The organism is Rahnella sp. BCC 1045, assembly GCF_019049615.1.
Lineage (GTDB): Bacteria > Pseudomonadota > Gammaproteobacteria > Enterobacterales > Enterobacteriaceae > Rahnella > Rahnella contaminans.
Window position 1 is genome coordinate 111,736 of record NZ_JAFMOZ010000143.1, and the last position, 14,300, is coordinate 126,035.

Below are 14,300 nucleotides of genomic sequence, written 5' to 3' on the forward strand. Positions count from 1 at the left end.
TGTCTGAGTCTATGAAGTTTTGTTTCTATTTTCGAGAAAAATGTCAGCTTGCGGTGGCTGGCCTATGCTTAAAGCACTTCACTGTCTTTTCTAAAACACATAAGGAACAGAAAGATGCCCGCGAAGGATTTGATTGGTATTGGCATCGGCCCGTTTAATCTGAGTCTGGCCGCCATGGCGAGGGATACCGCGAAACTTAACACGGCTTTTTTTGATGCCAACCCGGAATTCAGCTGGCATCCCGGCATGTTATTGCCAACGGCCACCATGCAGACCTACGTTTTGCAGGATCTGGTGACGACGGTAGCACCGCGCAGCGAATTCTCCTTTATCAACTATCTGGTTGAGCAGAAGAAGATTTACCGTTTTCTGGCGACAGAACAACTGATCATCAGCCGCGATGAATTCTCAGATTATCTGCGCTGGGCGTGTGACCGCATTCCCGGTCTGCATTTTTCCGAGCCGATTGAGCGTATTGATTTCGATGATAAAAAGCAGGAATTTGTGGTGCAGAGCGATAAAGGCGAGCACCGCGCGCGCAACATTTGCCTCGGCACCGGCCATGCGCCGTGGATCCCCAAACCGGCACGCGCGGCGCTGGGGGAAAACTGTTTCCACGCGGCTGAAATTGAATTGCGTGAACCAGATTTCACCGGCAAACGCGTCATTGTGGTCGGCGGTGGCCAGAGCGGCGCAGACATTATTCTCAATGCCCTGGGCGGGCACTGGGGTGAATTCGCGGAACTGAGCTGGTTGTCACGACGCCCGAATTTTCAGCCGCTGGATGAGTCGATTTTCACTAATGAATATTTCACGCCCGAGTATGTGAATTACTTCTACACGCTCCCCGAAGACGTGCGTGAGCAGGAGATCAGAACGCAGAAACTGCCTTCCGATGGCATCAGTTATCACACGCTGGAAGATATTTATAAGCAGCTTTATCACCGGTTTGACGTGTTGCATCAGCCGCGCAACGTGCGTTTACTGCCGCACCGCGCGCTGGATCATATCGTTCGCAACGCTTCCGGGGATTTCAGTTTGCAGGCGAAACACGGGCTGGAGAAATCCGAGGAACATTTCAGCGGCGATATCGTCATTCTCGCCACGGGTTATCGCCCCGGTTTGCCGGATTATCTCGCGCCAATGCTCAACAGAATTCCGTACGATCGCGAACAACATTTGCCGTTGCTGCCCAACTTCAACCTGCGCTGGGACGGCCCGGAACAGAACCGGATTTACGCGGTGAATGCCGGTATCCACAGCCACGGCAGCGCCGAAGGCCAGTTGACGCTGACTGCGTGGCGCTCGGCCAAAATCCTGAACCATCTGCTGGGCGAACCGCATTACGATCTGCGCCCGGTGCCGTCGCTGGTGCAGTGGTGGTCAGGCGAATAGCAGGCACAAAAAAGCGGAGCACAAGACTCCGCTTTCATTTTTGTTTGACTCGCCGTTTTATCTACACGTAGAAGTAGATCGCCATAAAGTGGCAGGCGCTGCCGCCCAGCACAAAACCGTGCCAGATGGCGTGACCGAAACGGAAGCGTTTTGATGCATAGAAAATGACGCCCAGCGTGTACACCACGCCGCCCACAGCCAGTAACGCCACACCGCCAGGAGACAATTTGGTCGCCAGCTGATAAATCACAATCAGCGACAGCCAGCCCATGGTCAGGTAGGTGATCAGCGAAAGCACTTCAAAACGGTGCGCAAACGCCAGTTTGAAAATTACGCCAAACAGCGCCAGGCCCCAGATGACCGCCATCAGCCCTTTCGCCAGGGGAGAATTCAGCCCGATCAACAGGAACGGCGTGTAAGTTCCGGCAATCAGCAGATAAATCGCGCAGTGATCGAGTTTTTTCAGCCAGTATTTGGCTTTCTGATGCGGAATGGCGTGATACAACGTGGAGGCCAGATACAGCAAAATCATGCTGCCGCCGTACAAACTATAACTGGTGATCGCCATTGCGCTGGCGTTTACGCTGATCGCCTGCACCAGTAACAAGACCAGGCCGACAATCCCAAACACCAGCCCGACGCCGTGACTCAGGCTGTTGGCAATTTCTTCAGCCCACGGATATCCCTGTGGTGATGACTTACCCATACGATGAGAACCCTCGAGGCAAAACAATAAAATAACGTTAATCCGGCACTGTTTATAAATTACGCCGACAGGCAGATTAACTGAGAATGATTCCAGTGTACACCTGTAAGCCTAAATTGAGTATTTCCTGATGTAACAGTCTCTTAGCGGGATCATCATTTCAGTCAACCTCTTTCTGGAATCCCTTCAATTCATTCACTTTGTTTATAATTCCTCCGTGTGACATTCTGAAGACAGCGCCATTTTCCGCACCCAAAAACATGATTTTTTGTCATCAACCGATTAAGGTGTACCGGAAATCTCTGATAATGCTCTTCATAATGCCGTCAATTTGACTAAGGTTTGACTATGTCCGTAGCAACTTCCCCGCTGAATTTTGGCGCAATGACCGAAGTTTTTCAGTTCTTGATGGAAATCGACAAGTTGAAAAGCGTGCAACGTCGCACCAAAGTGTTAGGCACTGAGCGTCAGGAAAACTCTGCGGAACACAGCTGGCATTTCGCCGTGGCAGCCATGTCACTGGCACCTTTCGCGCCACAAGGCACTGATATCAATAAAGTCATCCGCATGGCGCTTATCCACGACATCGTCGAAATCGATGCCGGTGACGTGCTGGTATACGATCTCGCTGCCCGTGCGGCGGTGCATGATCAGGAAATCATTGCTGCGAAACGCCTGTTCGGCCTGCTGCCTGCGCCGCTGAGCACACAATTTCTGGATCTGTGGAATGAATACGAAGCCGGAGAAACCCCGGAAGCGCGGTTTGCGCTGGTCATTGACCGCGTCATGCCGATGGTCATGAACCTGAACAATCAGGGTCAGAGCTGGGTGGAGAACAATATCCGTCTGGAGCAGGTTTTAGCCCGCAATGCCTTTATCGCCGATATCCACCCGGAACTTTGGCTACATATCCGCGGCCATCTTGATAACGCCCATCAGCAGGGCTGGCTGAAGTAATATAATCCTCCCCTTCACAGGGGAGGACGTTTAAAAAATTTACTTCGGTACCGTCAGCACCGTTGATTCCACATAAGGTTTCATGATGGTGTCAGCATCTTTCTGTGCCTGCGCCGCCGCCGCTTCCGGTGTCACTTTTTCGTCGTTTACCAACGCTGCCAGCTGGTTTTCCATTGCCTGTCGAACCGCCACGGTTTCATAGGTCGCATACCACGGATAAGCGTATTTCAGCTGCTCCAGTGCAATCGACGCACGCGGGTCTTTTGCCAGATAATCTTTCATTTCCGGCGTGTCATAAGACGCCATACGCGGTGAAAAATAACCGGTAAATCGGCTCCAGGCACCGTTCACTTTCGGACTGACCAGATATTGCATGAACTGGTATGCCGCTTTTTTCTGATCGTCGGAAATCCCTTTAAAGCTCACCAGACTCGCGCCACCAATAGTCACTGCGTTACGCACTTTGGAAGGCATCATCGCCACCCCCAGCTCGAAATCTTTGGTGTTTTCACGCATAAAGCCCAGCGCGCCGGTGCTCAGCATCGCCATACCCAGTTTGCCAGAGAAGAACGCTGCGCTGATTTGTTTGGAATTCAGCACGCCTGAAGGCATCACTTTGTCGCGATAAACCAGGTTCTGCCAGAAGTGCAGTGCGCCCAGCGTGGACGGTTTGTCGTAATACACTTCGCCCGGGTAATCGGCGTTGTAATACTGCCCGCCGTTGGCACGCACCAGCGCGGATAAAATCCAGCCGCCGTAGTCATCGTTAGTCGATGGCAACATGATGCCCCACTGGCCTTTCGCCGAATCCGTCAGCTTTTTCGAATCTGCCAGCAATTCATCCCAGTCTTTCGGTGGCGCGGTAATACCCGCCCGGGCGAACATCGTTTTGTTGTAATACAAAATTGGCGTCGAGTTATGGAACGGAATGGCATACGTCACGCCGTTCACCTGCGCATTCTGGCGCATGGCGGGCCAGAAGTTTTGCGTCAGGAATGGTGTGGCTTTCTGATCGCCGAATTTGAACAGTTCGTCCATCGGCAGAATTTCATTTTTGATCGCCAGATCTGCCGTGAAGTTAGCAGACATGATCACCAGCGCCGGTGGCTGACCGGATTTGGCCGCCGCTTCCGCTTTCACTTTGGTGGTGTCGTAACTGCCGGTAAAAATGCCGCGCACTTCGACATCATTTTGTGACTGGTTGAACTCTTTGATAACACGGGTCATTTCCATGGTCAGCTTGCCGTCAACCGGCGCAGGGAACATGAAATCGATATTTTCTTTGGCGAAGGCGCTGCCTGTGGCAATGAAGCCAATGGCGAGCGTCAGTGCGTAAACTTTACGCATGATGGTGATTCTCCCGGTGCAGGTTCTGCTGGTTTTGGCCTGAAAAAAGATGAAGGTCGTGCAAAGAGAAATGCAAAGTGATGCGGTCGCCGGGTTGTGGGATCTCCCCGACGTTTTCCCGCAGCTGGTTTTTACGAACGTAGCGAATTTTCCCCAGCGCAGTGTCGGCGTGGCAGAGATACTCCGCGCCGAGCAGTTCGCGATAGGTCAGTGTGGCCTGCAATTGCAGGCTTTCGCCATCCACCGGGCGGTCGCTGAGGTGTTCGGGTCTGATGCCCAGATACACTTCAGTAAGCGCCTGCGCGTGACCAGTTTGCGGCAAATGCACCGGCTGATTTTCGACTGTCAGCACGCCTGCGGCGCACGGCAGCAGAAAAAGATTCATCGACGGTGTGCCGATAAATCCGGCGACAAATAAGTTAGCCGGATGCGCGTACAGCGCTTCCGGCGCGCCAATTTGTTGCAGATGGCCCTTATCCAGCACAGCGATCCTGTCCGCCATGGTCATGGCTTCCATCTGGTCGTGCGTAACGTAAACGGTGCTGGTTTTTAGCTGCTGATGCAGCTGCATAATCCCATCGCGGACTTCGGTACGCAGGCGCGCATCGAGGTTCGACAGCGGTTCATCCATCAGGAAAAGCTTCGGATCGCGCACTATCGCGCGGGCCATCGCCACGCGCTGACGCTGTCCGCCGGACAATTTGCCCGGTTTACGTTTGAGCAACGGCTCCAGCTGCAATAATCCGGCCACGCGATCGACACGCGCCTTGTGCTGATCTTTCGGCTCGTTGCGCATCCGCATACCGAACGTGATGTTCTGCTCAACGGTCATGTGCGGGAACAGCGCGTAGTTCTGAAATATCATCGAAAAATTACGTTCGCGGGGCGGCAAACCGGAGATGTCATTACCGTCGAGCATAATGCGCCCGTCGCTGACCTCTTCCAGACCGGCCAGCAAACGCAGCAGGGTACTTTTGCCACAACCCGACGGCCCGACCAGCACCAGAAATTCGCCGTCGGCAATCTCCAGCGACAGATGATTCACCGCCGTGCTGCCTTCAAACTGTTTGGTAATATGTTCCAGACGAATACCCGACATCATTGCTCATCCACCGGACAACTGATTTGTGCATCGTAAAGATACGGCCCCGGATATTGCGACAGCGGATGCAGATAACTGACCAGCCCGGTGTTATCCACCAGACGGTGCATGACGCAGGCCGCCGGTTCGAGGTTATAGAACGGCGCGGGATTATGATGGTAATACGGCACCTGATGCACAGTACCGGGAATGGTGGTGATGATCGCCTGTTTGTACTGGGTGAAAATCAGGCGGTGCGTATGGCCGCAGAACACGCGAACCAGCGACGGGAAGCGGTCAATCAGAGCCAGCAGCTGGTCGCCGTTTTCGCAGGAAATCGCGTCCATTTGCGCCGAACCAACTTTTACCGGCGGATGGTGCATAAACACCGCCGTCGGTTTCCCGCCGCCCTGCTCCAGCTGACCTTCCAGCCACGCCAGCGTTTCCAGCGTCAGGAACCCTTTTGATTCACCGGCCAGGCTGGAATCCACAAACAGCAGACGCATCGGGAAATCATCGATGGCATAACGCATATTTTGCGGATCGGTGCCTAGCTGCGGACACAGCGGATGCAGCGCTTCCAGGAACTGTGCTTTGTCATCGTGATTGCCGGGAATGATAAACAGCGGATAGCGCAGATTGCCCAGCGTGCGGCGCGCAACTTCATATTCCTGCGGCAGGCCACAGTTGACGATATCGCCGGTGATCACCACTGCATCCGGTTGTTCTTCCAGCGCATTGAGCTGGCTGACCACTTCGGCGTTACAGCCGTTCACATCGATAAAGTCATACAATTTGCGGCCATGGCTGCGAAAGTGCATGTCAGAAATCTGAGCTAAAAACATGGATGACTCCTTTATTTAATGCCCGAGAAGCCAAAGCTTTTCAGGAACTGTTTCTGAAAAATAATGAACGCCACCATCAGTGGCAGGCACACCATCAGCGTTCCGGCAGTAATCAATCCCCACTGGCCGCCCGATTCCGCGCCCATCGCAAAGGACACCAGCCCGACGGTGAGCACCTGTTTGTCCGGGTCGTTAAGCACCATCAGCGGCCATAAATATTCATTCCAGTGATAGGTAATGCTGACGGTCGCAAAGGCGAGAATGGCGGGCCATGACATGGGGATCAGCACGCGGAACACCACCTGCCACCAGCGGCAGCCTTCCATCAGAGCAGCTTCTTCGATTTCACGGGGAATACTGAGAAACGCCTGACGCATCAGGAACACGCCAAACGCTGAGGCAAAGTACGGCATCATCACGCCGGTCAGGGTGTTGAGCAGCCCGAACTGTTTGAGGATCATCATGTTCGGCACCATCATGATGACCGGCATGATCATCAGCTGGATGAGCAGCAGGTAGAACAGCGTCTGTTTGCCGCGAAATTCGTGATACGCGAAGACGTAACCGGCGGTGGTGATGGTCACCAGCTGAACCAGAAACGTGCCGAAGGAGAAGAAGATCGTATTGGCGTAAAGCCTCAGCCAGTCAGCGCTGTCCCATGCCTCACGGAAGTTTTGCAGTGTCAGCGGAAAGCGCGGCAGTAACGAGGCCATATCCGGCGAAAAGCTGCTTTCGCTGAACGCCGACGACAGCATCCACAGGAACGGTGCCATCCACAAAAACGCCGCGCACAGCAGTAAAACCGGCAATGTCGAACGACGCGCACCGCGCAATAACATCGACGGCGAACGCGCACCCGCCTGCGATTTTTTACCGGTCATCACCGGCGCTTCAGATGTTTCAACGCTCATAGTGAGCTCCTTTTTCCAGCACACGCAGATTCAGCATCGAAAAACCAAACAGCAGCACCAGCGTGAGGAAAGTCGCCGCCGAGGCCTTGCCTAAATCGTGGGTGTCATTGGCGAGACTCTGGATGTAATACAGCAGCACTGTGGTGGCATTATTCGGCCCGCCCTGCGTCATCACCGCGACGTGGTCGATCTGGGTAATGGAATAAATCAGCGCAATAGTGACCACAAAACTGATGGTCGGGCGCAGCAGCGGCAGGGTGACGTAGAAGAAAACCTGCGGGCGCGACGCCCCTTCCATCAGCGCCGCTTCACGGGCAGAAGCGGGAATCGACTGCAATCCGGCGAGGAAAAACAGCATGTAATACCCGGCAAATTTCCATACACCGATAACGCTCAGGGCAATCAGCGCGCTGTTGCTCATGCCGAGATAGTTGTTATTCATCGGCCCGAACATTTTCGCCAGGGTGTAATCCAGCAATCCCATGCCAGGCATGAAAATGAACAGCCACAGGGTTGCGGCGCTGACCAGCGGGATAATCATCGGCAAGAAAAACGCGGTACGCAGCCAGCGGTTGAGCGAAGTGTTTTCCCACAGCGCAACGGCCAGCAGCAGCGCCAGCACGATACCGGGCACGACGGTCATCAGGATGTAAGCCAGGTTATTGAGCAGTGCACGCCAGAAAACGGGATCCTGCACCAGACGCAGATAGTTTTGCAGACCGACAAACGGTGGCCCGTCCGACGCCAGACGGCTGTCAAACAGGCTGTCCATCGCTGACTGAAATAAAGGGTAATAGGTGAACAGAAACAGGAAAATCAGCGTCGGCAGCAAAATAAGATAAGGAAACAACGTGCGGCGCATTACAGGATACCGGTCAGCGAAATAAGGTGCCTATCCTGTCCTGCCTATGTGTCAGTTACATGGCGGAAGTGTGATGGTTATTTGAATGAAAAATGAGCGAATGTTACTGAACAAATAGGATGAAAAGACCGCCGTATTGCCGTCCTTAAAATCGTTACCCCTGAACTCATGACCTCGCCAGCGCGTTCCCGGCTTTTTCCGACAACTCAAACAAAGCAGGCAAAACATGCGCCGTAGCTTTGATGTACGCGCTCACCTGCGCCACACCTTCCGGCGGCAAAAGTTCCCCGCTTTCCAGACCTTCGCTCAGACAGAGCAAACCATGGCAAAGGCCTTCGGCAGATTCAGAGGCGACCGCGCCAAGATCATAAAGCTGGGGTTCGGTGAAGTTGCTGAGATCCATATCGGAAATCAAAGTGCGAAAAGCGGTGATGGAGTTTTCAGGGTACTGAGTTTCGGTTGTTGTCATGATGATCATTCCATTACCAGATTTAAGTTTCATCACGCCTTCAGGTTCCAAACAAAAGGAGTGACTCAGACAGGTTTGGAACTCCGGATCTAGCGACCGGCCAATCATAAAGATTGCCCTGCCTGAGCCACGAATTGAAGTGTGCACGTAGCCGCTGAAAAAAAACAAATTTTTTCAGTTCCAGATATTCGGAGTTCCAAGTCCGGCTACGGATTTTGCCGCAGCGAGGTGACTATATTCCGATGATTTTGCCAATGAAACAGACTGTATGGATTTACAGGAAGTTACTTTGATAATTGGAAGGCGTCTCGCAATAAACATGTATGCTAACGTTGCATGATTATTGGGATAGGCTTCACACAGCGAATATTTCGGGCACTCATGCTCTGTGATAATATCCGTCTAATACATCAGTCCTTCCTTTCAACTCACATTGAATGAATTAGATAAAGTCAAATTCTCAAATAAAGGGATCTACACAATGGATATTATTGCCCAAATTGAATCAGGAACGTTGTCTCTCGGTGAATTGATTAATACATTAGCTCAGGAAAGAGATTATCCTCATTCCATGTGGTATGAACGTTACAGCGAGCTCACCGGTCAGGTACAGCAAGCGCACAGTTTTTCGGGTGCCGAGAATGATGAGTTACTAAAAGCGCTTTGGTATGAGCGTGGAAATGGGGTTGCCAGTATCATGCAAGGTGTTCCCTCTTTAGCCGAATTTCAAAAAAACATACCGTTTTTCAGAGAATTAACTGAGATAATACGCATAAAACAGGATGACACAACCTACAAGCAAGTCACGCAAGCCATGCAGCTTGCAAAGCAAGAAGGGCGTCTCAGCCGTATGTACTGGAGCCTCAGAAACAGGGTCTTTGCGGCTTTTTCTCCGAATTTATGTACAACAACTGTCGAAGAAAATGCCTTTACGGCAGCAGCCAGTTTTCTCAATAAGAGCTTTAATTTAGGGCTGACTCTGGACGGCGACTGGTTGCAGAAAAATAACGAATTCAAACAGGCCATCAATCAGCTTATACCTGATACCGACCCTCATTTTGTCAATATGGCGCTTTGGCATCTTTATGAACTAATACGTGATCGTGATAATAATAAAGAACCGAAATTTAATATTACTCACCAACCTGTCGTTGAAAGAGAAATCAAACGATCTCAGCCGGCTAATACAACACCTATCAATCAAATCTATTTCGGGCCGCCGGGAACAGGTAAGACGTATATTCTGCAACAGGAGATGAACAAGTATACAACGGATGTTGAACAAGCAGATCTCAGTGCCTGGCTGGATTCACATCTGGAGTCGCTGAACTGGATGCAGGTTATTGCACTGATTTTACTCGACCTTAATAAGCGAGCCAAAGTCCGTGAAATCGTAGAGCATAACTGGTTCCAGCGAAAAGCCTCATTGAATGGCCGCACGACTAATTTGACCCAAACCGCCTGGGCATCGCTGCAAGCCTTCACTCAGCCAGAATCAACAACGGTGGAATATAAAAATCGTCGCGAGCCAGCTGTATTTGATAAAACAACTGACAGCGAGTGGTTTTTAGTGAAATCACAACTGGAACAGATAGAAGATCTGACGGCCTTGCATGCTGTGCTGAAAAAAGGCCCGACCTCTGCAGAAGCTATTAAACGCTTTGCCGTTGTCACCTTCCACCAGTCGTATGGTTACGAAGAATTTATCGAAGGAATGCGTGCCCGTGCCGATGACAGCGGTAATGTCTCTTACCCTATAGAACCCGGAATTTTCATGCGTCTTTGTTTGAAAGCCAAGGCAGATCCGGATCACCGCTACGCTATCTTTATTGATGAAATCAATCGGGGAAATATCTCTAAGATATTCGGCGAGCTGATCTCACTGATCGAAACGGATAAGCGCGCAGGGATGAAAAATGCCCTGAGTTTGCAATTATCCTACAGCGGCGAAATATTCAGCGTACCGTCAAACGTGGATATTATTGGCGCAATGAACACCGCTGACCGCTCACTGGCTTTAATGGATACAGCACTGCGTCGTCGTTTTGATTTTATCGAGATGATGCCTGACCTTTCTTTACTGAGCGGCTGCCATATAAAAGGCATTGACCTTGAACCGTTACTGGAAAATCTCAACAGCCGAATTGAAGCACTTTATGACCGCGAGCACACGCTCGGGCACGCCTTCTTTTTGCCGGTAAAATCCGCTCTTGAGACTAGCGGTCAGGAAGAGGCCTTTAAGCTTTTTAAAGGCGTATTCCAGAAAAAAATCATTCCTTTACTTCAGGAATACTTCTTTGATGACTGGAATAAAATCAGGCTGGTTCTGGCGGACAACCAGAAAGAAGATAGCCTGCAGTTTGTGAGGGAGAAAAACGATGATTTTGATGCGCTTTTCGGCCGCAACCATGGTTTAAGACGGCACGAGCAGCAGTCAACGGTCTATGAGCTTCAATCGTTTGGTCAGGCGGTATGGGATTTGCCACAAGCTTACCGTGAGATTTATCAGCAACAGGAAATTCAAGCAACCCCATCAGGAAGTGTCTAATGACCGGGGTTATCTCTGCCTTTGAATATGATTTATTAGGGGACGAAAACGCCAAAATATCTGGCGTTGTTCCTTTGCCTTCAGAGGTTTTTAAATACCTTGAGGCAATGGCTCTCAGCGAGTATGGATGCCAATTTCTTAAAGTTACTGCCCGCAACAACCAGCGTTTATTACAGGTCCAGAATTATGCAGGCATGCTGTTCACACCTCTGGGCCATCAGTTGGAAATATTGCCTAAAGTCGGGCGAAATCTGACCAAAGAAAAAGCACGCGAAACGCTGGTCACAATGTTGAGTTATCTGTCGGGCTTTCGGCATATTCAAACTCAGGAGTCATCGGTACAAACTTATTCGAGACCCTTGCTGGAAATTTTTATCTCTCAGTTTTTACAAAGCTTAAGCCTGTTGCTAAAAAAAGGTCTGCGTTCTGACTATCGGGAACACAGCGATAATTTAACCTTCATGAAAGGCAGGTTGAATGTATCAGCCCAGCTTCGACATAATGTGATTCATCGCGATAAATTTTTCGTCAGTTATGAAGAGTATTCTCCGGATAATGCCGCCAACAGACTCTTGCACTCAGCTTTGAATAAGCTCAGTAAAATGCAGCTTGCAGCAGAAAACCAGCAATGGATCCAGGAGCTTCGTTTTGTTTTCGATGATATCCCGGTGAGTCGGGATATCGACGCGGATATTTCACAATTGCGCTTTGGCCGTAACATGGTGCATTACGAAACCCCCGTGGAATGGGCGAAATTAATTCTCACTGGTATGAGCCCGATGGCATTGCAAGGAGAGGCGAAATCTTTATCACTCCTTTTCCCTATGGAGGTGGTGTTTGAATCTTTTGTCGCACAAACTATTGCTGACGAACTGCCACCCGGGCTGACCGTTAAATCACAATTTAGCGGCCTGTCACTGGTCAGACATCAGGAAAAAGACCTTTTCTCATTGCGGCCAGATCTTGTGATTCAGAAAGGGGTTCCCGCTAAAAATAATCTGGTCATGGATACAAAATGGAAGCTAATCAATGGAAATATGCGAAACCAATATGGTTTATCCCAATCAGATCTTTATCAGATGTTTGCCTACGGGCAAAAGTATCTTGCCGGTGAAGATCAAGGAGCGATGTATTTGATTTATCCTGAACAAGACAATTTTACCGCCCCGATCCGCCATCACTTTGAATTCTCCAATACGCTAAAACTGTGGGTAGTGCCGTATCGAATCACGGCCAATCAGGGACAGCGATTTTCACTGCAACAATAATGTTATTCACCGGGCGCGGCTGGCGCGCCCGGCTGACCTTCAAACCACCACAACACCCATCCTTTCCCGTGCCTCTTCATAGGTCGGCATCGATGCCGCAGCCCCTGCTCTTTCCACACAAACGGATGCGTAGGCGGAGGCAAATTGCGCGGCTTCGGAAAGCGTGGAACCGGCGGCGAGCTGCGAGGCTAATGCGCCGTTAAAGGCATCGCCTGCGCCGGTGGTATCGACCGGTGTGGCCGGGCAGGCGGCGATGATTTGCGTTTCGCCATTCACGGAAAGCAGTGCGCCCTGCGTGCCGAGCGTGACGATCAGTGCCTGAATGCCTTTAGCGTGCAGCGCGTGGGCGGCGCACTTAGCGGATGGAATATCGTGAACCTCAATGCCGGTCAGTAATGTGCATTCAGTGGCGTTGGGCGTGAGCAAATCGACCTGCGCCAGCAGGTGGTCGGAAACCGGCTGGAACGGCGCGGGATTGAGGATAATGTATGTCCCGTTTTCCCTGGCGATGTTGATCAGTTTTTCGATAGCCGGAAGATTATTTTCCAGCTGCGTCAGCAGGATATCCGCAGCGGCTACCGCCGGACGGCATTGTTCGACCTCTTCGTCGGTGACCGTCAGGTTCGCGCCCGGATCGACCGCTATCATGTTTTCCGCGTCCGCACCGGCGACGTAAATCAGCGCATTACCGGTCGGGCATTCGCTGGTGGAAAACAGCGTGACGGCATCGAAACCGGCGTTGTCGAGGTGGCGGCGGGCAAACATGCCGAAATCATCACGCCCGACTTTCCCGATGTAATGCACCCGCGCACCGGCGCGCAGTGCGGCAACTGCCTGATTCGCGCCCTTTCCACCCGCACCCATCATGCTGTTACGCGCAATCAGGGATTCTCCCGGCTTGGGGAAACGCGCCATGCCAGCGACAATGTCGAGGTTGAAAGAACCAAATACGCATACCTTGCCTTTTTTCATGCCTCTCTCCTGAAAGAAAACGGTCGTGACTGCGACTGAAAAACGCGTTGTGCTGCCAGACAGGCGCCGCGGCAGCCGGTCTCATCGGTGACGGCGCTGAAGTGGATCTTCAGTCCGTTCGCCGGATACGGGCTGCGCAGATGGCTGCGCAACTGCTGTTCGAGCTGCGCCAGCGGGAAATTCTCCATCGCCAGCACACCGCCGCCGAGCACCAGATATTCCGGGTCCAGAATGTTCATTTCACTGGCGACCGTTCGTGCCAGACGCGCTACAAATTCGGTTAAATCCACATGTTCTGCGTGACGCACAAACAGTTCGGCGAAGGGCGTTTGCGGTGCGTGCTGCCGAGCCCAGCCGGTCAGCCAGTTGCCGGACGTCAGCGTTTCGACGCACCCGGTTTTGCCGCAAGGACACAGCAGCGGATTGCCTGCCAGCGGAATATGTCCGAGCTCGCCCGCACCGCCGTGCGCACCGTGATAAAAATCGCCGTTAATCCACAAACTGTTGCCCAGACCGGTGCCCAGATACAGGCCGACGGCGACGTCAGGCAGCGTGTCGTGCTGAAGTAAATCCCACCACATCAGATGGTTAACGTCTTTATCCATCGTCACCGGCAGATGCAGTCGCTGCGCAAGCTGCTCCGCGACCGGCTGATTATCCAGCGCGGAAATAAACGGCAGCGATAACACGGTTTGCCGGTCACGGGACAAGATCCCCGGCAAACCGAGCATCACCTGTGCCACCTGATGATGCGGATCCTGCGCATCCAGATACCCGCGGATCAGTGCTTCCAGCCCGCTCAGCGGATCACTTTGCCCTGCCCAACTTTGCGTCGGGGTTTTGTGGTAGCCGCGAAAATTTTGCTGGCTGTCCATCAGCATTAAACGGGTATTGGTGCCCCCGACATCCACTCCAAGAAAGTGCGGCATACGGCTCTCC

Annotated in this window: 13 protein-coding genes; 4 read left to right on the forward strand and 9 right to left on the reverse strand. The window is 52.0% G+C overall.

Annotation, left to right across the window (positions count from 1 at the left end; translation table 11 throughout):
- Positions 1-114 precede the first annotated feature (114 nt).
- Positions 115-1,395: a lysine N(6)-hydroxylase/L-ornithine N(5)-oxygenase family protein gene (locus J1782_RS23725; RefSeq protein WP_165059207.1), complete on the forward strand. Its 1,281-nt coding sequence runs from the start codon at positions 115-117 to the stop codon at positions 1,393-1,395.
- A 61-nt stretch (positions 1,396-1,456) separates the two neighbouring features.
- Here the strand turns inward: J1782_RS23725 and J1782_RS23730 are convergent, their stop codons facing one another.
- Positions 1,457-2,101, reverse strand: coding sequence for a hemolysin III family protein (locus J1782_RS23730; RefSeq protein ID WP_217154003.1), 645 nt, complete (start codon positions 2,099-2,101; stop codon positions 1,457-1,459).
- A gap of 348 nt (positions 2,102-2,449) precedes the next feature.
- On the opposite strand from J1782_RS23730, the gene J1782_RS23735 reads away from it, so the two are divergent.
- Positions 2,450-3,058 carry an HD family hydrolase gene (locus tag J1782_RS23735; RefSeq protein ID WP_217154004.1) on the forward strand — a complete coding sequence of 203 codons (609 nt, stop codon included), beginning with the start codon at positions 2,450-2,452 and terminating at the stop codon, positions 3,056-3,058.
- A 39-nt stretch (positions 3,059-3,097) separates the two neighbouring features.
- On the opposite strand, the gene J1782_RS23740 is transcribed toward J1782_RS23735, so the two are convergent.
- From J1782_RS23740 to J1782_RS23765, 6 genes are all read right to left on the reverse strand, one after another.
- Complete coding sequence (locus J1782_RS23740) at positions 3,098-4,405, reverse strand: ABC transporter substrate-binding protein (RefSeq protein ID WP_217154005.1); 1,308 nt, start codon at positions 4,403-4,405, stop codon at positions 3,098-3,100.
- The gene (locus J1782_RS23745) at positions 4,398-5,504 is read right to left on the reverse strand and encodes an ABC transporter ATP-binding protein (protein WP_217154050.1); all 1,107 of its coding nucleotides are present in this window, start codon (positions 5,502-5,504) and stop codon (positions 4,398-4,400) included. The genes J1782_RS23740 and J1782_RS23745 overlap by 8 nt, the downstream gene beginning before the upstream one ends.
- Positions 5,504-6,331, reverse strand: coding sequence for a phosphodiesterase (locus J1782_RS23750; RefSeq protein WP_217154006.1), 828 nt, complete (start codon positions 6,329-6,331; stop codon positions 5,504-5,506). The genes J1782_RS23745 and J1782_RS23750 overlap by 1 nt, the downstream gene beginning before the upstream one ends.
- 11 nt (positions 6,332-6,342) lie before the next feature.
- Positions 6,343-7,242 (reverse strand): carbohydrate ABC transporter permease, encoded by a 900-nt coding sequence (locus J1782_RS23755; RefSeq protein ID WP_217154007.1) that lies wholly within the window; start codon positions 7,240-7,242, stop codon positions 6,343-6,345.
- Entirely contained in the window at positions 7,232-8,104 is an 873-nt protein-coding gene (locus J1782_RS23760) for a carbohydrate ABC transporter permease (RefSeq protein WP_217154008.1), read from the reverse strand. Before J1782_RS23760 ends, J1782_RS23755 begins: the two co-directional genes overlap by 11 nt.
- Positions 8,105-8,270: 166 nt before the next feature.
- Positions 8,271-8,573, reverse strand: coding sequence for a hypothetical protein (locus J1782_RS23765; RefSeq protein ID WP_217154009.1), 303 nt, complete (start codon positions 8,571-8,573; stop codon positions 8,271-8,273).
- Positions 8,574-9,054: 481 nt separating this feature from the next.
- On the opposite strand from J1782_RS23765, the gene J1782_RS23770 reads away from it, so the two are divergent.
- Both J1782_RS23770 and J1782_RS23775 read left to right on the forward strand, forming a co-directional pair.
- Positions 9,055-11,121, forward strand: a complete 2,067-nt coding sequence (locus tag J1782_RS23770; RefSeq protein WP_217154010.1) for an McrB family protein — start codon at positions 9,055-9,057, stop codon at positions 11,119-11,121.
- Positions 11,121-12,389 (forward strand): McrC family protein, encoded by a 1,269-nt coding sequence (locus J1782_RS23775; protein WP_217154011.1) that lies wholly within the window; start codon positions 11,121-11,123, stop codon positions 12,387-12,389. Before J1782_RS23770 ends, J1782_RS23775 begins: the two co-directional genes overlap by 1 nt.
- Positions 12,390-12,428: 39 nt before the next feature.
- On the opposite strand, the gene rbsK is transcribed toward J1782_RS23775, so the two are convergent.
- Together rbsK and alsK are read right to left on the reverse strand one after the other, a co-directional pair.
- Entirely contained in the window at positions 12,429-13,361 is a 933-nt protein-coding gene (gene rbsK, locus J1782_RS23780) for a ribokinase (protein ID WP_152327778.1), read from the reverse strand.
- The gene (alsK, locus tag J1782_RS23785) at positions 13,358-14,290 is read right to left on the reverse strand and encodes an allose kinase (protein WP_152327777.1); all 933 of its coding nucleotides are present in this window, start codon (positions 14,288-14,290) and stop codon (positions 13,358-13,360) included. The genes rbsK and alsK overlap by 4 nt, the downstream gene beginning before the upstream one ends.
- Positions 14,291-14,300: the final 10 nt, after the last annotated feature.